This is a genomic window from Candidatus Alcyoniella australis, assembly GCA_030765605.1.
In the GTDB taxonomy this organism is placed as follows: domain Bacteria; phylum Lernaellota; class Lernaellaia; order JAVCCG01; family Alcyoniellaceae; genus Alcyoniella; species Alcyoniella australis.
This window is the reverse complement of the sequence record JAVCCG010000109.1, coordinates 20619-40359: the sequence shown is the minus strand read 5'-3', so window position 1 is coordinate 40359 and position 19741 is coordinate 20619. Positions and strand designations below refer to the sequence as shown.

Genomic DNA, 19741 nt, shown 5'->3' with positions numbered 1-19741 from the left:
ACCTGACCGACCGCTGGGCGATTAACAGGCACGGGGGAGGGTGGCGATGTCCGAAAAAGACGCCAACGCCGAACGCGGAGTAATCGAGAAGCTGCTCTCGCAGATGCGCGGCCGCAATCTGTCGGACTTGTTTATCACGCCGGGCAAGATTCCGGCGGTGCGGATCAACGGCGTGGTCTCGGCGCTGAAGATGGGACCGACCAAGCCCGCGGACCTCGATCAGTTCCTGTCCAAGCTGCTGACTCCCGAGGCGCGCGCCAAGCTCGACCATAGCGGCGACCTGGACATGGGTTTAAGCCTGCCCGACGGACGTCGGTTTCGCCTCAACATCAGCCGCCAGCAGGGGAAATTGGCGCTGGTCGCGCGCGTCCTGCCGCCGGGCGAGCTGAAGTTCGACGAGCTGGGGCTGCCGCCGGAGCTGGCCGAACTGGCCCAGATGCCGCGCGGCCTGGTGCTGGTTACCGGCGCCACGGGCTCGGGCAAGTCGACCACCCTGGCGGCGATGCTGAACCACATCAACAGCACGCGGCGCGTGCACATCGTCACCATCGAGGACCCGATCGAGTTCATCCACCGCGACATCAGATCGCGGATCAGCCAGCGCGAGATCAACAGCGACACGCTCTCATTCGCCTCGGCCCTGCGCCACGTTGTGCGCCAGAGCCCGGACGTGATCTTCATCGGCGAGATGCGCGATCCGGACACGATGTCCGTGGCGCTTTCCGCGGCGCTGACCGGCCACCTGGTGCTTTCGACCCTGCACACCATCGACACCACCCAGACCCTGCAGCGCATCTTGAGCTACTACCCCGAGCACATGCGCCATCAGGCGGCGATGGACCTCTCGCTGAGCCTGGCCGGCGTGGTCTCCCAGCGGCTGGTGCCGCGCGCCGACGGCAAGGGACGCGCCGTGGCAATCGAGCTGCTCAGCGCCACCCCGGCCGTGGCCAAGCTGGTGCGCGAGCAACGCGTGGAGGAGCTGGGCGACCTGATCAAGGCGCCCAACCAGCCGGGGATGATCTCGTTCAACCAGTCGCTGCTCGATCTGTACAACAACGAGGCGATCAGCTTTGAGACCGGTCAGGGCTACGCCACCAACCCCGACGAGTTCGCGCTCTACGCCAAGGGGATGTCCAGCGGCGTGTCGGCCTTTCGCGGCGAAGCGCAATCCAAGCTCGAGCTCGAGATGGACATCCGCTCGCTGTTGGCACACGTACTCGAGCTCGGCGGCTCGGATCTGCACCTGACCGTGGGTCGGCCGCCGATCGTGCGCGTGTCGGGCGATCTCAAGCCGCTGGACGCGCGGCCGCTGACCGTGGCCGACATGCGGATGCTGCTGTTCTCGATTCTCTCCTCCCGCCAGCGCAGCGTGTACGAGCTCGAGCGCGAGATCGACTTCGCCCTGGCGCTGGAGGACGGTCGGCGCTTCCGCGTCAACGCCTACTACCAACGCGGCCATATGGCCGCGGCCCTGCGCGCGATCCCCTCGCGGGTTCCGGGCCACGCCGACCTGCACATCCCCGAGGCGGTGATCAAGCTCGCCGACCGGCCCCAAGGGCTGTTCCTGGTGGTCGGCCCCACCGGCTCGGGCAAGACGACCACGCTGGCGTGCATGGTCGACCGCATCAACGCGCGTCGCAAATGCCGGATCATCACCATCGAGGACCCGATCGAGTACAGCCACGAGTCGAACAAGGCCACGGTCGACCAGCGCGAGTTGCACTCCGATACGCACAGCTTCGCCGCGGCGCTGAAGTACATCCTGCGTCAGGATCCGGACGTGATCATGGTCGGCGAAATGCGCGACCAGGAGACGATCTCCGCGGCGATGACCGCGGCCGAGACCGGCCACCTGGTGCTTTCGACGATGCACACCAACGACGCGGTGCAGACCATCGATCGCGTGATCGACGTCTTCCCCTCGCATCAGCAGAACCAGATTCGCAGCCAGCTGGCCGGCGTGCTGGCCGGCGTGGCCTCACAGCGCCTGCTGCCGCGCCTCGAGGACAACGGCCGCATACCCGCGTTCGAGGTGATGGTCGCCAACCCGGCGATCCGCAACATCATCCGCGAGAACCGCATGCACCAGGCGCAGTCGATCCTCGAGACCTCGCGCCAGGACGGCATGGTCACCATGGACGCCGCGCTCAGGGGGCTGTTCGATCAGGGACTGATCAGCTACCAGGAGGCGCTGCTCCACGTGCGCAATCCCAAGAACCTCGGCCCGCAACCCAACAGCAAAGGGAAATAGTCCGCAGATGTTTTCAACAATGCACGTCAACGTCGACAAGTGGATTACAACTTGGCTGTTCAACCTGCAGCGACCCTATCTAAACGCCTGGATCGACCCGCCCAAGCCCGACTGCGAATCGGGCGCGCGCGAGCCTTCGGCCATCGAGTTCACGCCGCTGCGTCGCAGGCGGCGCTATCGCATCGAGCGTTTCGAGTTCGACTCGCCGCTGGCCAGTGGCTACAGCGTCAACGACCATGTGGGCGGGATCGTGCTTACGCCCAACGGTCCGGTCCGCGGCACGGTGCTGGCGATCCACGGCTGGATGGCGCACGGCGAGCTCGAGCTCGAGGGCATGGGCCTGCTGTTCGCGCTCAAGGGCTACCGGGTGGTCCTGCCGATGTTGCCGTTCCACATGACGCGCTGCGTGCCCGGCACGTTCAACGGCCAGCTGGTGGTCAGCCCGCAGGCCAAGCTGATGGGGATCGCCTTTGACCAGGCGCTGGCCGAGATCCGGCAACTGTGCAGTTATTTGCGCGCTGAGTTCGACGGGCCGCTGGTGCTGGCCGGGGTCAGCCTCGGCGGATTGATCGCGGCCCACGCCTTGCAGCACCCACTCCCAATCGACCGCGCCTATGTGGTGATCGCCGGGGCCGACTTGGCGGACACGGTATTCGAGTCGTTCCTGCTCGAATATCTGCGCCAGGCGTTGATCGCGCTGCGGCTGAGTGAGGCCGAGGTGCGCAGCAGGCTGGAGCGGTTCGATCCGGCGCGCGTCGAGCCGGCCATCGATCGTTCGCTGATCAGGCTGCACGGAGGTCTGTACGACCCGGTATTCACGCCGCGGCAGGTGATCCGTCTGGGCCAAAGCTGGGGGATCGAGCCGCAGTTCCATCCCGCGGGGCACGTCTCGATCCTGGCCTCAATTAGAAAGGTCTTCTCCGACCTGCCTTGAGGCCAGCCCTGATGCGGGTTAGCCGATAGCCTCGCGTCCGGTCTCGCCGGTGCGGATGCGGATGCACTGGGCCATATCCAGCACGAAGATCTTGCCGTCGCCGATCTCGCCGGTGCGCGCGCCCTGGACGATCGCGTCGATCGTAGGCTGCAGGAAGGCCTCGTTGACCTCGATCACGCGGCCGCGATAGACCTCCTTGTAGCCCTGCTGCTGGCCGACGACGGGGTGATCCGCAGCCATCTGCTGCCGCCCTCGCTGCAAATCAAGACCATGGAGTCGCGCTCGCATCGGCGCGGCAAACTCGAGAAGCTGGTGGCAGCCTACGAGATGGAGCTGATCGTGGACGCGCTCAAGGACAGCAACGGCAACCAGACCCGCGCGGCCCAGCTTTTAGGCACCACCAAGCGCGTGATTCAATATAAGATCGAGCAGTACGGCATCGACTACAAGCAGTTCAGACGGTCCTGAACCAAAACACGCGAGCAGGTTACCGATCTGTACTTACACTTTTAAACAAACTCAGCGAAAGGGATCGATCAATACCTGGGTCAGTCCCAGCTCCTTGAGCATATCGATGAAGCCATCGGCGTACTGGGGATGATGGTTGACAAGCTGCCGTAAATGCTCAATGGCCTCGCGCTCTCGGCGCATGCTGATCAGTGCCAGGATCCAGTTCAACGCGGGGTAGAACTCGGGCGGCACGTTCGGGATCATTGGTTTGGGCGTAGGAATATTCATCATTGCATCTATTTGCATTGACAGCTGGCCTCGACATCCTGTTCGGTTTTTATTGTATTAATTTAATAGCAACCGGTGTGCCAAACATTGAGCGCACACTGGAAAACTTGAGACGAAACGTGAGATCCCTTACAAATCATTGACGATTTTCCTTTGCTCCCTTTGGCTTGCATCGGCTGTGTGATGCCGATCTGGGCAGGGAGCGGGGCAAAAGGCTACAAGCAGAGCGAAATGCGCAAAAAATTACATATAGCTTCCATCAGAAATCCGACGTTGGCCAGACCGTTGGGTCGGCAATTATCGGCAAAATCTTTTAACATGGCGTGTTCAGGGAAATGGAGCTGCGATGACCGGCGAGCAAAACACAGCACAACCGCGAGGAGCATTGTTTGCGGTGTTTTACGCGGCGCGAGCCCTGGCTTTGGTGTTGGTCGGCGCGGCGCTGTTCGTGCATCTGCTGCGATCAAGGGTCAGCATCGAAGATCAAAGCGGCCTGTTCGACCTGGTAACCAGCCTCGATTTGTTTCGCGCCCTGTTCTATGCCGCGTTGCCGGCGGCCGTGTTGCTGCTGCTCACGCCGGGACGGCGTAAGCCGTGGGGCCATTGGGCCGTGGCGCTGGCGTCGTGCGCCGCACTATCAGCGGTCGCGGCCTGGCTGTTGCAGTACGCGGTGGACGCTGTGCGGCCGCGTCCGCATCCGGATAACGGCTTTGGCCTGGCTGGCCTGTACCTGGCGCTCAACGTGTTCTGCGTGCTGTATTTCCACGTTGGCGGACGCATGGGCCGCCGACTGCAGCGGGCCTTGATCCAGTGCGTTGGACCGGCCGACCTGCTGTTGCCCTCTGCGGTCTGGGCCGCGTTCCGCCGCGAGGGCGGAAGGTCGTTTGCTGCGTTGCGTCCGCTGCCGATGCTGCTGGTGCTGGCCGTGCCCTTTGCGCCCTGGGCCCTGAATCCGCAGCCGTTTCCCGACCTGCCGCAGCCCGCACCCGGGTTCGAGCGGCTGAGCAATGAGCCGAGCAACATCTACCAGGTGTTGACGGATGCGCACGATGCCCTGTTGGTTACGGCCAACAACGAGCGGATTTATCGTTTCGATCCGCGCAGCGGTGCGCGCTCCGAGCTGGCGTTCGGCGGGCTCGACGGCATCCAGGCCTTGGCCGTGCGCGAAGGCGGACTGGTCTACTGCGACCCGGCGGTCGGCCGCATCCTGCTGATCGACGCCCAGGGCAGATTCGTCGAGCAGGAGATCGAGCTGAGCAATCCACTGCCCCAAGATGCGCTGGGCAACCTGTGGCGCACGCTGTACGACGGACGCCAGGGTGTGCTGGCCTCGTACTGCATGGAATACCTGGCGCTGCTCGATCCGCAGGGCGGCCGTGTGTTGGCCAACACCACGGATTACTACGCCGACGCATTGATCGATCCCTCGCGGCCCGAGATCCACGCCACGCGCTTCGACCCGGGGCGGCTGATTAGCTACGACGCGCACACGCTGGAGATCAAGCGCAGCCTCGAGCTGCCGCGCTTTCCCGAACGGATCGCGGTCGACGGGCCCACCGATCGGCTGATCGTGGCCCTGCCGATGCGCGGCCGGATAATCTCCATCGACCTGGAACAGTACCGAGTGCTCGACGGAGCCGGATCGTTTCCCGGCGTGCGGGTGATCGCTCTGGACGTTGTGGCGCGCCGGATCTATCTGGGCGGATTCGCGCCGGTGCTCGAGGTGCGCGACCTGGACGATTTATCGCTGATCGACCGCATCAAGGCGCCGCCCTGGATTCGCTGGATCGCTCTGGATCAAGGCGACAACGCGCTGTATTGCACCTCGGGCCGCTTCGGCCTCTATCGCCTCGATTTACGCGGGCTGGGCGACGGCTCGGCCGCCAACCTGCTGCGCAGGCTCGATCCGTTTTATCCGTTGGTGTGCTGGGCCAGTCGCGAGCTTCAGTCGCTGCTGGGCTGGGATTGAGCGCGCGCCTCTGAATCGCTCGGGCCGCACGCTCCGATCCCCAGCAGATTTTCCCCTTGGACCTTGTCGAAGATCCGCTCGGCCATCAGCCGGTTGCCCAGGTAGGTCAGGTGCACGAAGTCGTAGAACAGAAACTCGTCGCGACGCTCCTCGAAGATAGTCTGCGCCTCGACCAGCGGCAGATCGTTCTCGCGGCAGAAATCGCGCAGCACCTGCTGGAAATCGGAGATGATGTTCTCGCCGAAGAAATAATCCACATTCAGCGGCTCCTCGACGAACAGCAGCTTGACGTTGCGTTCGCGGGCCAGCTCGAGCAGCCGTTGCAGGTTCTCGCGGTAGCGCTCGGTGTCGCTATGCTCGGGCTCCAGGCGTGAGCCCACGGCGCGCAAATAGAAGAAGTGGAAAATGTTGAACAGCTTTTTAGTGGACATGTAGTTGTTGACAACGCAGTTGATCACCACCAGGTCCGGGCGCATGTGCGCCAGCACGACCTTTTCGTAGGTCTGTAGGATGTTGTAGTCAAACGAATCGCTCTGAGAGCCAAGGTTGACCACCTCGATACGGTCGGCAATCTGGGGATGACAGCTCTTGAGCAGCATGTCCAATTGGTTGGTGTAGACCTGATCGTAGCCCGGATTCAGCGGATCGCCGAAAGTCGAGGAGCCGCCCATGACCACGATACGGTAGTCCGATCCCTTGTACAGCGGGAAGGGCTTGCCGTTGTAGATCGAGCGTTTGGCCAGCAGGATCTCCTCGTCGATGCTGCCCCACTTCATGTACTCGCCGTACCAGTCGCCGGCCACGCCTAACCGCTTGGTGACCGGCGCGACGAGCAACACGCCGAGCAGTATGCCGAACAACGCGGCAGCGCCGCCGAAGGCCAGTACCGAACGCCGCGGATAGTCCTCGAGCCAGCGCGGCGGGCAGAACAGCGCCAGGGCCAGCCAGGCCAGCAGCAGCAGCGGGACCGCGACGATCAGTGAATTGCGCAGCAGCCTCAGCGTCGCCGGGATCGAGAGCGTGTTGCGCAGGGTGCGCTGGACGCCGTCCGCGCCCCTGATCTGCAGTTCGAGGGTTTTTAGCCGCAGCGGTTTGGCGAACGGCTGGCCATCCTGCAGGAAGATGTTGACCGGGCCGCGCATCCGGCCAAGGGGCGCGCTGCACACGATCCGGCCGTCGGTTTTGAAGTTCAGCGTGCCGCTGACAAGTTCGATCACGAATTTGATGTTGCGTCCGGTCTCGAAACGTTCGGCGGTCTGCAGCGTCTCGATCCGCTCGCCGTTGAAGTGGAAAATCCCGCTGGCGTATTGCTCGATCCCCGAGATGCGCACCAGGTCGAAGGCGGTGCCGCGTTGGTTGAAGCGCACTACCAGCATCTGATGCTCTCGTAGCGTGAACCCAAAAGAAATCCGCTCGATATCGAGCCCCGCGCGCGTCGTGCCGGCCACTAGGAAATCGGCCGGGCCCAGGATATAGGGATGAATTGCCGACTTGATCAGCAGCGTGCTCGAGGGGATTACCATGTAATTGACCAGGAAAGCCGCGCCGACCAACAGCAGTGGGAAGAACCAGGCTTTAACGAACAGCACCCGCAATATCCAGCCCATACGTAATTGCCGTAGATATGCTAGGGTGCGCAACGTTGACCTCGTTTCAGCGCCCTTGGTGCGGGCTGGATGCAGTATCAGGTACAAATTACACATAATCCAGAGCAGGGCGTTGAAATATTTGTCAAACGCCTACGCCGGGAGAACCGTGCTTGAGCCTGTTGCCGCGCAATAGACTGCGAATACTGATTTTCAGCCTATTGCCCGCGCTGCTGCTGTTGCTGGGGGCCGCGGTAGTGGTCCGGCTGCTAGAGGATTGCGGTGCGTTGCACACCCAGCGGTTTGATGACCGCGCGGCCTTTCTGGCAAGCCGGGCCTTTGAACTGCGCGGCGAGCGCTACGCAACGTCCGACCCCAGCCTGCCCCCCGGCTCGTTCGCTGCAAACAAGCCCTTGGATTGTCTGCGCATATTCGTGCTCGGCGGATCTTTCGCCATGGGCACGTCCTACGTGCACCAGTCGAATCCCGGCCTGGACCGCGGCGGCCTGTCCAGCTGGATCCGGGCGGACCTTGAGCAGCGCTTTCCCGGGTCGATGATCGAGGTGGTCAACGCCGCTGCCGGCGGACAGGACTCGTCGCGCGTGGAGCAGATCCTGATCGAAATTCTCGACTATTCGCCCGACTTGTTGATTGTGGCCACAGGCAACAACGAGGGATTCGTGCCGCCTACGCCGCTGAACCGCCATTTGCATCGCTGGGCGCTCTACCGCGCCCTGGTGCGGTTGATCGTGCCGCAGGTCGATCCAGAGCAGCGACCGCGCTACACGCCGCTGTACGCCGAGCACGACCGCGTGCTGCAGACTTTCGTGGACAACCTGACGCGGATGGCCCAGCACTGCCGCGAACGCGGAGTCCGACTCATCCTGTGCACCATGCCGGTCAACCTGCGCTACAACCCAGTGGGCGAAGAGCATGTCGAGCTTTGCGCGTTGCCGCGGCTGGCTGAGGGTGCCGCTGCCCAGACCCTGCGCTGGGTATCCGGGCTCAATTTTAAGGCCCTGGCCGTTGACCTTCCCCAGAGGGCTGACGCGCGCAGCTACCTGGCCCTGGCCGCAAGGCTCGAGCGTCGGGGGTGCATCCCCGAGGCGGGCTGGGCATATCAACATGCGCTGGAACTCTGGCCGCGCAACCGCGCCACGCCCGCGGTCAACCAGGCGATCCGGCGCATCGCGGACGAGCAAGGAGTGCTGCTGGTCGACCTCGAGGCGCAGGTCGCCGGGATCTCGCCCAACGGCGTGCCGGGCTACGAGCTTTACAACGACAACTGCCATATGCGCTGGCCCGGGTACGCGGCTGTCTCGCGGATGATCGTCGAGCGGATGATCGCCGATCAGATCGCATTGCCCGACGACGGGCCGCCGCTGCCCTATGCCGGGCTCAAACGACTGCGCTACGAGTTGGGCCTAGACGAAACCTATCTCGAGCGCGTTCCCCAGCGCTGGCCCCCGGGGCGGGTCGCGGACTGCCGCTGATCGGACGAACGCCCGCCCGGGCCGCGATTAGCGGCACAGGGGGCGTAGGAGGGGATTGTTAGGCGGATTGTATGGTGAGATATCTGGCGGAGATTATCTGATAGTTCTTCAGCTGGAACATCTACTGTTCCTCGTCTTCCTCAAATGATTCGTCCTCGGAAATGCCCTGGGCCGATTCGGCGTTGACTCCCCGCGAGGGCAGCCTGACCACGGCCCGGCGGATCGAGAGATCTGCGGTGGCCATGCGATGGGCGGGCATCCCGCACAGCATTTTTGTGATCGAAGCGTTGGAGAATTCTTGTGACATCCGAGCCTCCCTTGTGAACCCAATTTCAAGCGCGCCTGCCATTTAGCGGGCGCAGCGGAATCCCAGGTCGTCGTCGCGAGTGTGCGGCATCAGGTACTGGCGGTGGTCGTTGCGCGCCATCTCCAGCGGTTTGCGATAGCTGCCGCCGAGCACGACCTTGAACTTGTCGCGGTACCAACCCAGCTCCTCGAACTGTGAGTTGCTGGAGGTCCACTCCGAGACGTTGCCGCCCATGTCCTTGACGCCGTACGGGCTGCGATCGTTCTTATACGAGCCCACCGGCATCGGCATGCGTCCCAGAGGCACCGCGCAGTAGGCGTAGTTGCTGCTGAACTCGTCTCCCCACGGATAGGTGCGCTTGTCAGCGCCGGCCGCGAGCTGCCACTCCTCGGCCGTGGGCAGGCGTTTGCCCGACCACTCACAGAAGGAGCGGGCGTCTTCCCAAGTGACGGCGGTGACCGGCATGGCTGCCGCACCCTCGGTATGGGATCCGTTGATCCACGACAACGGCGCCTGGCGATCAGTTGTATCGACAAATTGCTTGTACTGGTAGTTGGTCACCTCGTAACGGTCGATCGAGAAGCCCTGGACCTCGACCGTGGTGGCCTCGACGTTGTCGTTGGCGGTTATTTGAATTTTGCCACCGGACACATTGACCGGGTCTTCCAGATCGTTGGGAAGCGAGGAATTGATCCCCTGAAAACCGAGCACTGCGATCATGGAAAACGCGGCCAGAACCAACATTAAGATGTAGCGTCCTGGTTTCATGGCGTTCTCCCCTTTTCAGATCCGAACCAGCTGCGTTTAAATTTCGTTTCAACCTTTTTCCGATGCCGACTTAAGATAGATACACAAAGCATGCCAAAAATGAGAAGCAGGCTTGATTAGTATCCGAACGTATTATGATTCGCTGATCGCGGACACATTAATGAGAATTAAGACAATAAAAACAGAATGCTATATGGTTAAGCCGTCCGGAGCCGTTTCCGCGGTCAACCGCGGCCACAATGGGGGACGTGCCGGATCGCTACGCTCGATTGTTGATCAGCGCCGGAATATTTGTAGCTGTTGTTACTTATTGTAATTTAAGCGGTTGTGAGGTCCGGGATGTCAGGGGCCTGTTTAAAAGGTGCGATCTTGTGTAAAATGCGGCTCGCCCATACCGCTTGCTTAACGGAGAATGTAAATGGCCCTATACCGCTTCGAGGATAAAACGCCCCAGGTTGATCCAACAGCGTTCGTCGCCGAATCCGCCTTGGTGATCGGAGACGTGATCATTGGCCCGGAGACCTATATTGGTCACGGCGCGATTCTGCGCGGGGATTACGGCACGATCGCCATCGGCGAATGCACCGCCATCGAGGAGGGCGTGCTGATCCACTCCCGTCCCAGCGATCGCACGCAGATCGGCGCCCATGTTACGGTCGGGCACGGCGCCTTGATTCACAACGCCACGATCCGCGATCAGGCGGTGATCGGCATGCGTTCCGTGATTTCGGACTACAGCGAGGTCGGAGAGTGGGCGATCATCGCCGAGGGTTCGCTGGTCAAGGCCAACCAACAGATTCCGGACTATTCGATTGCCGTGGGAGTGCCGGCCAAGGTCAAGTCGCGGGTCACCGACCGTCACCAGGCGGTTTGGGAATATGGAAAACAGCTCTACCGCGAAATGGTCAAGCGCTACAAAGTGCCCGGTGCGTTCGAGCGCATCGACTGACATTCAACACTCGAGACCGCCGACAGGTTCGGCGCGGCCGCCGGACAGCTGATGGCCCTGCTGCGCATCCGGCGCGACGTGGCGCTGACCAACCTCGACATTGTCTTCGGCGATAGCCGGACCCGCGAGCAGAAGCTGTCGATCTATCGCGAGTCGATGATCGTGCTGGGCCGCCACGTGCTGGACTACCTGCGCGTGCCGCTGGTCGACTGGGAGAATTTCGAGATCGAGGGGCTCGAGCTGATCAACATCCGCCGCCAGGCAAAGGCGGTCGAACGCGTGATCTACGAGCATCCAAAGCTTTGGCTGTGGATCCACCGTCGCTGGAAAATCCAGCCCGAAGGAGTCGGCTCTCCGTATAATTCCTAGGCTGGACATCGCCCGCCCAAGCGGTCTTAATAGCCTCGGAAACCAAAGCCGCGGAGTACATACTATGCGACGTGCCCTGTCCATTCTGATCTGTTTGGCGCTGACTCTATGCGCCTTGAGCGCAGCGGCCGAGGACTTCGATCCGTACCTGGAGCAGAAGACCCTGGACTACGAAGAGTGGATTCGCACCTGGCAGTCCACGGGCCTGGGCGGCGTTTCGGACCTCGTCTTCACCGACGCGACCCGCACCGAGCTGCTGCGCACCAGGGGTGCGGGCGACAGCGAGGACTGGACCGCGTTTTACCTCACCAGCCAGGCGATCAACTACATGGTCACCGGCGACGAGACAGCCCGCTCCGAGGTGCTGCGCATGGCCGACTATCTGCACCTGGTGCATGCGGTGACCCAGGACCCGGGCTATCTGGCGCGCTATGTGGGGATCGACGCGCCGCCGTGGAACGTCGAGTACCCCCTGGGGCACGAGAACCGCTACGAGGGCGAGGGCGAGTACGCGGACTACTTCTGGCTGGGCCACAACGTGCGCGACAAGTACATCTCGTGGTTCTGGTCGCTGACCTGGGCCTACGACGCGGTGGAGGACGAGCAGATGCGCGCCACGATCCGCGATGATTTCCGCGACGTGCTGCTGACATTGCAGGCCAACGACTGGACCATCATCGACCCCTGGGGCGATGTGAACGTCGCGGCCCAAATCCTGCCCACCACGCGGCTGGCGATAATCCTGCAAACCGCCCACATTACCGACGACCAATATTTCTGGAGCCTGCTGGACTACGAGTACGAGCGCAACCAGGATCTAATCTGGATCGCGACCTTCTCGTTTTTCAACAAATATTTCGACTACTACGGGTTCATCAACAGCCACCCGGTGTGGAACGCGCTGTTCCGGCTGTGGCCCGACCGCGAGCGTTGCGAGTTCCTCTGGGAGGTCTACACCGTCAACGTGCGGCCGCTGGTGGAGAACACCCACAACACGTTCTTCGACGCGGTGCATTACGGCGCGTGTTTACGCATCGGCGGCTGCGATCCGGCCGAGCTCGATTATTTGAAAGAGGACGGTCTGCACACCGTGACCGTGATGAACGAGGCGCCCAACTATTGCCGGGCCGTGACCTGTCCGGAGCTGCCGCTGGACCCGTTCTCGGTCTGGGCCGACGAGTTCCTGGCCGGCATCCCCTGGCTCAACGAGCTGGTCGACTTCGACCCCCAGACCGCGGAGGCGCACCAGATCGAGGACCGCTGCTGGACCTCGTGCCTGTGGGAGGTCAGCCCGTACCACATCGAGTGCACCCGGGGCGACGACCCGACATTGGTGGGCCACGGCCAGGATTACATGGTCGCCTACTGGCTCGGCGTGTACTACGGCGTGCTGCCCGGCCCGGGACCGTTCCCGGACGCGCCGTTCATCGACGACCCTGCGGACGACGACGATGACGACGACGACGACACGTCCGATGACGATGATGACGACGACGACGCGGCGTCCGACGACGATGACGACGACGACGGCTGCTGCGAGTGAACTAAAGAAACAGGAGAGGATCAATGGCGCTGGATTTTGAGAAACGCGACGGAATCGCCCTGCTGGGCATGAACCGGCCTGAGGCCAAGAACGCCCTGGACGCGGGGCTGCTGCGCGAGCTGCTCGAGGCCTGGAACGAGATCGCGGCGGACGACGCGATCCGCGCGACCGTGCTCTACTCCAAGCTGCCCGACATCTTCTGCGCGGGTATGGACTTGAAAACCGTGATTGCGGTACTCACTGGCGCGCGCGCCCCTGAGAACGACGACGAGCGTTGGATCGTCGGCGACCCCAGCGGCGTGTTTCGCTCGATGCTGCGCCAGCGTGAATGGGACAAGCCGGTGATCAGCGCGGTCCACGGCCTGTGCCTCACCGGCGGGTTTGAGATGGTGATGGGCACTGACCTGCGCCTGGCGTCCGATGACGCGGGTTTCCAGATGCGCGAGACGAGCTACGGCATCATGCCCGTGGGCGGGTCCACGGTTTTCCTACCGCGGCAGATTCCGCTGGCCGCGGCCAAGGAGATCCTGATGCTCGGCGAGGTGGTGCCGGCCCAGCGACTTTACCAGTGGGGATTTTTAAACCGCGTGGTGCCCCGCGAAAAGCTGATGGACACGGCCCTGGCAATGGCGCAGCGCATCTGCAACAACGGACCGCTGGCCGTGCAGGGCGTGCTCAAGAGCATTCGGCTCAACGCCGCGCTGAATGTTGATCAGGCGATGCAGCTCGAGCTCGAGATTGGCATGCCGATCTTCAGCTCGGCCGACGCGCGCGAGGGCGTACTTGCGTTCAAGGAAAAGCGCAAAGCGCAGTTCAAGGGCGAGTAGAGGAAAACTACTTTAAGCCTAAAAAGTATTGTGCCTAAAGTGACCGAAACTTAACGTCAATCATTATCAAATGGATTGTGCAAATTACGGTTTGCTTGACTTGTTGTTCCTTCTTCAGGATTGTTTCTAATTTTACAAGCAACAGCGTGAAGTTCTGCTCGCGCGTTTCGGTCAATAAGGCAGGAGAAATCCTCGCCCCAATTGTGCTTGTTCGTCCCCGATTGAAAGGTATCGTTGTATGGCGACCATTTCTTGTCGTTCATCGGCTGTTTCCTCCCTTTTCTAAAAGGCTATCATTGATGACCCTACGAATTCAAGTAGAAATTCCAAAATGAGTTAGTCAAACGACGATTTTCTGTGACAACACGGAATGGACAGCCAGAAATAGTTTCTGTCAATGCCCACACCCCATTTGGTTTTTTGCCGACATACTCTGTTTGGAATTCCAAGTCATTTAATAATATTTTTCGGAGCAATTTTGAGCAGGTGTCTGGGTCCCGAACTACAAGGATTCCATTTGCAACACCGGACTCAAGGTGGATTTGCACAGATAATGGATGAATGCTTTTTAATGTTTTAGCACGTTTGTCATACATGTGTTTTGAAAAAATGGAGATAGCTGTACATAATTGGCTAAAATTATCGTAGCGGTTGAGAAATATTTCACGGTCTTTTCTATAAAGCGAAAAAGGGTATTTATCTCGATGTTCCAAATAAAGAGTGATGAAATCATCAACTAGGCTAGCATCGCAGCCGTTTGAAATCATTTCTTTTTCGTAATCTTTATCAAGTGCCTTGCTTTGAGTTTGCATTTCAATGCATCGATGATAATGATAGTCTAATGGGTAGCCTATGATCTTATTATTGAATTGTTTTAGGTCTTGTATTTGAGGAACATATGCAATTACTGGCTTACCTTGGGCAAGCGTTGCAGCTAATTCGGAATCTTTTCCCATTGTGTCGAATTCTTGAACCATGTATATATTGCATGATGCCCTTTTTAACATTAGGCCTTCGATTAATCCTTTGTCAATTCTATTAAGACACAGTGACTGTGTTGGATCAAAATATCTAAGATTGAGATCAGATAATGCAGAAGAAGAAAATAGGTTGTCAATAAACTCATATGTTTCACGGAATTCCCAAGATTGTCTCATGGAAGTAGATATGTAAATATCTAGAAAATCCCACGTGAGATAAATGTCTGTATTTTGCTTTGCAGTTTTTTCTGTCAGCTCAATGTCCTTTCCAATAATGTTGTATTCTTTTTCTAAATCTATAGGCGATACACCATAATCGCCTAGCGATCTACGCTCTTCTAAAAATTGTTTTAATAGCTTCGCTTCCCTTGTATAGTGCTCTTTTGTGATAAATCCATTGTAATATACGAGCGACTTGTCAATTCTTTTTATTTTTAAAACTTTATCATGTCTTGTTTTAAAAGAATGTTCTATTTGATGTCGTGGTGTACTAAAAGGCTTCAATCTTTCTTGTAATTGGGTCAAGGTTAGATTTCGTAGATGTTCGAACGCATTAAAAAATTGACCAAAAGACAAGAAGGCAAATCCTCGGAAACTAATGATGCCGTTTTTAAGATCTTCAATGTTAGACAATCTATCGTTGAAAAGAAAGTGAAAGAAGCCTTCCGAAATACGTTTCTGATTTAATAGCAGCAGCAATTCATTGAATTGAGGATAATCAAGGCCATGATCATTCGTGACCTTAATGAATTCCTCGATAAGGCACTTATCATCGGGGCTAATATCTAGAATGTTCAGGTTACCACAGAAATCATTATAAATAAGATGAATGAAAGCGTCGACGGAATCATTTTGGCTTATAAGTCCATCAATTGTTTCATCATGAAATAACATTGAACACCCCTAAAAATAATATTATACCTTTGAAAATAGTATGTCAAGAATTATAAATGATAATAAAATAAAGTAAAGGATTGTCTACTATTCCGAGTAAAGGTAATTGTTCCACATAAAAACTGAACGAGCACGCCGAGCTCGCCCGAGTCGCAGAGGAACGTCAGGCAACTGTCGTTTGGGACGGGGTTGAAATCGGCTAACAGTACGTCTTCTGCTGGTGTAATAGGCATAATTAAACTTCTTTTATCGTTACAAATTAGATCATAAAATATGCATGAAAATACATGCGAGGAAATGGCATGAGAACTACGGTTACGCTCGATGAGGGTCTGGTGCGCGAGGTGATGAGCGTGACCTCGGCCAAGACCAAGACCGCGGCCGTGGCCCTGGCGTTGCGGGAGCACGTGCGTCGCAAGCGGATCGAGAAGCTGCGTTCGATTTTGGGCAAGGTCGATATCGACGCGGTCGACCTGGAGAATTTGCGGGCCGAGGAGCTGCGGGAGGCGGAGTGGATCGATGAGTGAGGTGTTGATCGACACCTCGGCCTGGATCGCCGCGTTGCGCGGATCAGAGCGCCGGATTCAGCGGGCGGTGGACGGTCTGCTGGAGTCCGACCGGGCGTTGTTCTGCGGCGTGGTGGAGATGGAGCTGCTTCACGGCTTGCGCCCGCGCGAGAGGAAGACGCTGTTGCCTCTTTTCGAGGCCTTGCCCTACGTTCAACTGGACCGCGAAGACTGGCGTTCGGTTGGAAAGCTGCGGGGCGAATTACGCGCCAAGGGCAAGATCATTCCGGCCACAGACGCGCTGATCGCCGCGCTTTGCCTGCGCCTCGGAGTCCAGCTGCTCTCCCTGGATAAGCACTTCGACCGGCTGCCGCAGCTCAGGCGTTACAAAACCTTGTAAGTTATGCCCAAACCTCTAAAAACACGTCGAGCTCACCCGCGTCGCTGTAGAAGGTCAGGCAGCCGTAGTCGGGGCTGGAGTTGAGATCGGCGAACTGCAGATCCACGAAAAGACGTTCGTCAGATTGCAATGAGGCGTGCGGTGATTTGAACAACGCCTTGAAGCGTTTGTCCGCTTTGACGTCAGACTTGAGCAGCTTGTCTTGGTCTAACTCGGCCTCGAACGCGCGAACCTCGATGTTTTTGACCGGGACGTTGCCCACGTTGCACAGCTCGAGCCGGGGGGAGAGCCGATAGGCGGTGCTGAGCAGATGCGCATCGCAGGCCAGGGCCGGACGCGAGCTGAAGTGCGGCCGTAGCGTGTCGATGATGCGCTGCATGCACACACGGCAAAAGGGGATGGTCTTGGAAAGCGTACTCATTGCACAGATTCGCGTGGGCCGAAAGACCCCATGTGTGCGGTAGAACGCGCCCTCGAACAGCCCGACCAGCATCCGATCGGCGAACCCCAGATCCAGCGGCGTGGGTAGCGGTGTGTCGGCTTCGATGAAGCGGCGCCACTTGATCCGCTCGCGCCGGACCTCCGCGGTGACATTGGGATAGTCCTCGATGTTGTCCGGGGCGTCGGGGATGGCCGAATCGTATTCGTCAGCCAGGCCGAACGCGGAGTGGCCCAGCTCGTGCATTGCCACCGGCAGCCAGTTGGCCACTGCCGCGGCAGCTGCCACGCGTTTGTTCGGCGACGATTGGTTCCGCTTTGTGCCCCCGGATCCGCCCATCTGGTGACCGTTGACCACGACCATCGCGGCGTTCCACTGCGACAGCTCCTGCTCGAGGATTTGAATCGCACGTTGATCGTTGATTTCAATCAGCCGCTTGACGCCGCCCTCGATCATCTCACCGTAATGTGCGCCGAACGGCGTGTCCCGCGCGTCGCCCTCGCCGGCCCCGGATTGCGCCGAGGGAATCAGCAGTGCATGAATGTTGATCGCGTTTTGCAGGGTGCTGAACCACGGCAGCTCGCTTAGGCCGCGTACGAACTCCCAACAGTGTTTGATGTATTGCGGCAGCTCGAGCTCGGTGTAGCCGTCGGGAAGCAAGACGATGTTGTACATCGCATTGTCCGCACCGCTGTTTAGTAAAGTCTCGCGACGCAGTTCCATCGCGCATCTCCAGAAAAAACATTATCAAAAAGATATACGTATGGCCTGAATGTATAGCACACCTATTATGGAATGCAAGCGGAATAGGTGTTGCTACGCCCGCGCCTGCTCCAGGGCGCTGCTCAGCGCCTGCTCGGCCTCGCGGACCATGCGTTGAATCAGCTCGTCCACGGTCGGGATGTCGTAGATCCGGCCGATGGACTGCCCCACGGTGAGCATCGCCTGTTCGGCGTCGCCGGTCTGCCAGACCTCCTTGGCGCGCTGGCCCGAGATCAGCGGGAACAGCTCGCCGAAGTCGCCGCCTTCTTCCTCGACCTGCGCCACCTTGCGCATGATCCCGTTGGTCAGGGCGCGCACCTGCAGGCCGAACTCCTTGAGCAGGGTGCGCAGATGCAGCGAGGTGTCCATCTCGTTGCGCTCGATCAGCAGCTGGTGGATGTTCGGATGCACGGCGCAGTCCTTGGTCGCCAGGAAGCGCGAGGCCATCATGATCCCGTCGGCCCCGAGAGCCAGGGCCGCGGCCAACGACTTGCCGTCGACCATTCCGCCGGCCACGATCACCGGGATGTCCACGGCCTCGGCGGTCTTGGGCAGCAGCACGATGGTGCTCACGTTGTCCTTATGCGGGAAGCCGCCCTCCTCGAACCCAGCGATGGTCACCGCGTCGTAGCCCACTTTTTGGGCGTGGATCGCGTGCTTGACCGTGCCGACCTTGTGCAGCACTTTGACCCCGGCCTCCTTGGCCATCGGCAGGTACTGCGGTCCGAGGAAGCGGTCCACGGGCGCGCCCGCGATCTCGATCGCCGTCACCTTTTTCTCGCAGCAGATCGAGAAGAACTCCTGCAGCAGCTCGATCGGCAGGCGGATTGAGGGCATGGTGGTGATGTTGACGATGAACGGCTTGTCGGTCAGCTCGCGCGTCTTGTCGACCGCCGCGCGGAACTCGTCGCCCGTGTTGTAGTTGCCCGAGGTCAGGTTGCCCATCGCGCCGGCGTTGCTGATCGCCGCGGCCAGCTCGGGATTGGCCAGCCAGAGCATGCCGCCGCACTGGATCGGGTATTCGATTCCGAAAAGCTCGGTCATCCGCGTTTTCATCGTCAACCTCTGATTTAGCCCGCACTGTTAATGCGGGCAAGTGAAGATGCTCAAACTAGCATATTCGTAATGGGCTTACACGCGGCTCAACCGGAGAAGTATTGGTCCCAGACGCGTTGGGCCTGCTCGCGCCCCAGCGCCAGCAGGCGGTCGATGTTGCGCTGGGAAAAGGTCAGCCCGCGCGCCCCGCGCAGCAGCAACTCGAGCCCCCGTGGGTCGTAGGCGATCCGCACTATCCGCGTATGTGATTTGCGACCCGGCCCGCCCAGCCGCGATTTGGCCATGGCGGCGGCGCCGGTGATCCAGGGGTTGAGCTGTCGCTGCCGCAGCCTGTCCACGCTCTGGGCCAAGCCACGACGCAACGGGGTCTGCATTGCCGTCGGTGTCAGATCGATCAGCCAGATCTCGTCCAGGTTCAATTCATCGAGCAGCCTGATCGGCGCGTTGTTGGAGAACCCGCCGTCGTACAGCCGCTCGCCGTTGATCTCCACCGCGCGATCGCCCAGCGGCGGGATGCTTACCGCGGCGCGCAGAACAGCCTCGCGCGTTTCCGCATCCAGCTCGGGGGCAGACAGGCAGTAGCCACGCGGCTCGCCGCTGAGCGCCTCGGTCAGCGCGACGTAGATCGGCACCTGGCCCGGCGCGTCGGCGTCCGGATGGTCGTCGCGGTATTTGGCTACCAGGTCGGTCAGCGCGCCGCGGAACTTAAAGGGGCTCTTGAACTCGAGCAGCGCCCCGGGCTCAAAGGGCGAGAAGCGCGCCACATCCTCGCGCCAGGTCTGGTCCAAGCGTTGCACGAACTGCGGGCCGCGATTCCAGGCCAGGGCGTGCAGCAAGCCGATGGAGGCCGCGGCGATCGCCTCGAACTCCAGGCCGCGCTGGCTGAGCGTAATCAATGCGCCGGCCTGGAACGCCCCCAGGGCGGCGCCGCCCGAAAGCACCAGGCCGCGTTTGCGTCCTTGCGTCAAAA

General features: G+C 59.9%; 20 protein-coding genes and 1 pseudogene. 11 read left to right on the top strand and 10 right to left on the bottom strand.

Features of this window, described 5'->3' with window-relative positions:
* Positions 1–46: 46 nt before the first annotated feature.
* Positions 47–2251, top strand: coding sequence for a PilT/PilU family type 4a pilus ATPase (locus P9M14_13025; protein ID MDP8256666.1), 2205 nt, complete (start codon positions 47–49; stop codon positions 2249–2251).
* A 7-nt stretch (positions 2252–2258) separates the two neighbouring features.
* A complete protein-coding gene (locus P9M14_13020) occupies positions 2259–3185 on the top strand; it encodes an alpha/beta fold hydrolase (GenBank protein ID MDP8256665.1) in 927 nt (308 codons plus the stop codon).
* Positions 3186–3203: 18 nt separating this feature from the next.
* Here P9M14_13020 and P9M14_13015 read toward each other — a convergent pair whose 3' ends face one another.
* The gene (locus tag P9M14_13015; protein MDP8256664.1) at positions 3204–3425 is read right to left on the bottom strand and encodes a P-II family nitrogen regulator; all 222 of its coding nucleotides are present in this window, start codon (positions 3423–3425) and stop codon (positions 3204–3206) included.
* Here P9M14_13015 and P9M14_13010 point away from each other — a divergent pair.
* A complete protein-coding gene (locus P9M14_13010) occupies positions 3411–3653 on the top strand; it encodes a helix-turn-helix domain-containing protein (GenBank protein ID MDP8256663.1) in 243 nt (80 codons plus the stop codon). The two genes, P9M14_13015 and P9M14_13010, sit on opposite strands and share 15 nt — an antisense overlap.
* 51 nt (positions 3654–3704) lie before the next feature.
* Here P9M14_13010 and P9M14_13005 read toward each other — a convergent pair whose 3' ends face one another.
* On the bottom strand, positions 3705–3923 hold the full coding sequence (locus P9M14_13005) for a hypothetical protein (GenBank protein MDP8256662.1): 219 nt from the start codon (positions 3921–3923) through the stop codon (positions 3705–3707).
* Positions 3924–4269: 346 nt separating this feature from the next.
* On the opposite strand from P9M14_13005, the gene P9M14_13000 reads away from it, so the two are divergent.
* Positions 4270–5892 carry a hypothetical protein gene (locus tag P9M14_13000; GenBank protein MDP8256661.1) on the top strand — a complete coding sequence of 541 codons (1623 nt, stop codon included), beginning with the start codon at positions 4270–4272 and terminating at the stop codon, positions 5890–5892.
* On the opposite strand, the gene P9M14_12995 is transcribed toward P9M14_13000, so the two are convergent.
* The gene (locus tag P9M14_12995; GenBank protein ID MDP8256660.1) at positions 5868–7481 is read right to left on the bottom strand and encodes an SGNH/GDSL hydrolase family protein; all 1614 of its coding nucleotides are present in this window, start codon (positions 7479–7481) and stop codon (positions 5868–5870) included. The two genes, P9M14_13000 and P9M14_12995, sit on opposite strands and share 25 nt — an antisense overlap.
* Positions 7482–7651: 170 nt before the next feature.
* On the opposite strand from P9M14_12995, the gene P9M14_12990 reads away from it, so the two are divergent.
* Complete coding sequence (locus P9M14_12990) at positions 7652–8971, top strand: GDSL-type esterase/lipase family protein (protein MDP8256659.1); 1320 nt, start codon at positions 7652–7654, stop codon at positions 8969–8971.
* A gap of 121 nt (positions 8972–9092) precedes the next feature.
* Here the strand turns inward: P9M14_12990 and P9M14_12985 are convergent, their stop codons facing one another.
* Together P9M14_12985 and P9M14_12980 are read right to left on the bottom strand one after the other, a co-directional pair.
* Positions 9093–9278, bottom strand: coding sequence for a hypothetical protein (locus P9M14_12985; protein MDP8256658.1), 186 nt, complete (start codon positions 9276–9278; stop codon positions 9093–9095).
* 42 nt (positions 9279–9320) lie between these two features.
* The gene (locus tag P9M14_12980; protein ID MDP8256657.1) at positions 9321–10046 is read right to left on the bottom strand and encodes an SUMF1/EgtB/PvdO family nonheme iron enzyme; all 726 of its coding nucleotides are present in this window, start codon (positions 10044–10046) and stop codon (positions 9321–9323) included.
* A gap of 418 nt (positions 10047–10464) precedes the next feature.
* On the opposite strand from P9M14_12980, the gene P9M14_12975 reads away from it, so the two are divergent.
* The 4 genes and pseudogenes from P9M14_12975 to P9M14_12960 all read left to right on the top strand — a co-directional run bounded on the left by P9M14_12975 (position 10465) and on the right by P9M14_12960 (position 13734).
* Positions 10465–10995 (top strand): gamma carbonic anhydrase family protein, encoded by a 531-nt coding sequence (locus P9M14_12975; protein MDP8256656.1) that lies wholly within the window; start codon positions 10465–10467, stop codon positions 10993–10995.
* Positions 10996–11025: 30 nt separating this feature from the next.
* Positions 11026–11364: pseudogene (locus P9M14_12970) on the top strand (hypothetical protein).
* Positions 11365–11428: 64 nt separating this feature from the next.
* Positions 11429–12907, top strand: coding sequence for a hypothetical protein (locus tag P9M14_12965; protein ID MDP8256655.1), 1479 nt, complete (start codon positions 11429–11431; stop codon positions 12905–12907).
* Positions 12908–12930: 23 nt separating this feature from the next.
* Entirely contained in the window at positions 12931–13734 is an 804-nt protein-coding gene (locus P9M14_12960; GenBank protein MDP8256654.1) for an enoyl-CoA hydratase-related protein, read from the top strand.
* A gap of 56 nt (positions 13735–13790) precedes the next feature.
* On the opposite strand, the gene P9M14_12955 is transcribed toward P9M14_12960, so the two are convergent.
* Both P9M14_12955 and P9M14_12950 read right to left on the bottom strand, forming a co-directional pair.
* A complete protein-coding gene (locus P9M14_12955) occupies positions 13791–13997 on the bottom strand; it encodes a hypothetical protein (protein ID MDP8256653.1) in 207 nt (68 codons plus the stop codon).
* Positions 13998–14039: 42 nt separating this feature from the next.
* Positions 14040–15608, bottom strand: a complete 1569-nt coding sequence (locus P9M14_12950) for a hypothetical protein (GenBank protein MDP8256652.1) — start codon at positions 15606–15608, stop codon at positions 14040–14042.
* Positions 15609–15910: 302 nt separating this feature from the next.
* Here P9M14_12950 and P9M14_12945 point away from each other — a divergent pair, with 302 nt between their 5' ends.
* Positions 15911–16135 (top strand): type II toxin-antitoxin system VapB family antitoxin, encoded by a 225-nt coding sequence (locus tag P9M14_12945; protein MDP8256651.1) that lies wholly within the window; start codon positions 15911–15913, stop codon positions 16133–16135.
* Positions 16128–16514, top strand: a complete 387-nt coding sequence (locus P9M14_12940; GenBank protein MDP8256650.1) for a PIN domain-containing protein — start codon at positions 16128–16130, stop codon at positions 16512–16514. Before P9M14_12945 ends, P9M14_12940 begins: the two co-directional genes overlap by 8 nt.
* 1 nt (position 16515) lies before the next feature.
* Here P9M14_12940 and P9M14_12935 read toward each other — a convergent pair whose 3' ends face one another.
* The 3 genes from P9M14_12935 to P9M14_12925 all read right to left on the bottom strand — a co-directional run bounded on the left by P9M14_12935 (position 16516) and on the right by P9M14_12925 (position 19739).
* Complete coding sequence (locus tag P9M14_12935) at positions 16516–17676, bottom strand: M64 family metallopeptidase (GenBank protein ID MDP8256649.1); 1161 nt, start codon at positions 17674–17676, stop codon at positions 16516–16518.
* A 93-nt stretch (positions 17677–17769) separates the two neighbouring features.
* A complete protein-coding gene (locus P9M14_12930; GenBank protein ID MDP8256648.1) occupies positions 17770–18771 on the bottom strand; it encodes a nitronate monooxygenase in 1002 nt (333 codons plus the stop codon).
* 86 nt (positions 18772–18857) lie between these two features.
* Positions 18858–19739: a patatin-like phospholipase family protein gene (locus tag P9M14_12925; protein MDP8256647.1), complete on the bottom strand. Its 882-nt coding sequence runs from the start codon at positions 19737–19739 to the stop codon at positions 18858–18860.
* Positions 19740–19741 lie beyond the last annotated feature (2 nt).

Bases quoted from the DNA above. Each gene is read 5' to 3' on its own strand.
- P9M14_13000 (MDP8256661.1), top strand. From the start codon at position 4,270: ATGACCGGCGAGCAAAACACAGCACAACCGCGAGGAGCATTGTTTGCG.
- P9M14_12940 (MDP8256650.1), top strand. From the start codon at position 16,128: ATGAGTGAGGTGTTGATCGACACCTCGGCCTGGATCGCCGCGTTGCGC.
- P9M14_12975 (MDP8256656.1), top strand. From the start codon at position 10,465: ATGGCCCTATACCGCTTCGAGGATAAAACGCCCCAGGTTGATCCAACA.
- P9M14_12965 (MDP8256655.1), top strand. From the start codon at position 11,429: ATGCGACGTGCCCTGTCCATTCTGATCTGTTTGGCGCTGACTCTATGC.
- P9M14_12945 (MDP8256651.1), top strand. From the start codon at position 15,911: ATGAGAACTACGGTTACGCTCGATGAGGGTCTGGTGCGCGAGGTGATG.
- P9M14_12950 (MDP8256652.1), bottom strand. From the start codon at position 15,608: ATGTTATTTCATGATGAAACAATTGATGGACTTATAAGCCAAAATGAT.
- P9M14_12955 (MDP8256653.1), bottom strand. From the start codon at position 13,997: ATGAACGACAAGAAATGGTCGCCATACAACGATACCTTTCAATCGGGG.
- P9M14_12935 (MDP8256649.1), bottom strand. From the start codon at position 17,676: ATGGAACTGCGTCGCGAGACTTTACTAAACAGCGGTGCGGACAATGCG.
- P9M14_13015 (MDP8256664.1), bottom strand. From the start codon at position 3,425: ATGGCTGCGGATCACCCCGTCGTCGGCCAGCAGCAGGGCTACAAGGAG.
- P9M14_12930 (MDP8256648.1), bottom strand. From the start codon at position 18,771: ATGAAAACGCGGATGACCGAGCTTTTCGGAATCGAATACCCGATCCAG.
- P9M14_13005 (MDP8256662.1), bottom strand. From the start codon at position 3,923: ATGAATATTCCTACGCCCAAACCAATGATCCCGAACGTGCCGCCCGAG.
- P9M14_12980 (MDP8256657.1), bottom strand. From the start codon at position 10,046: ATGAAACCAGGACGCTACATCTTAATGTTGGTTCTGGCCGCGTTTTCC.
- P9M14_13020 (MDP8256665.1), top strand. From the start codon at position 2,259: ATGTTTTCAACAATGCACGTCAACGTCGACAAGTGGATTACAACTTGG.
- P9M14_13025 (MDP8256666.1), top strand. From the start codon at position 47: ATGTCCGAAAAAGACGCCAACGCCGAACGCGGAGTAATCGAGAAGCTG.
- P9M14_12960 (MDP8256654.1), top strand. From the start codon at position 12,931: ATGGCGCTGGATTTTGAGAAACGCGACGGAATCGCCCTGCTGGGCATG.
- P9M14_12985 (MDP8256658.1), bottom strand. From the start codon at position 9,278: ATGTCACAAGAATTCTCCAACGCTTCGATCACAAAAATGCTGTGCGGG.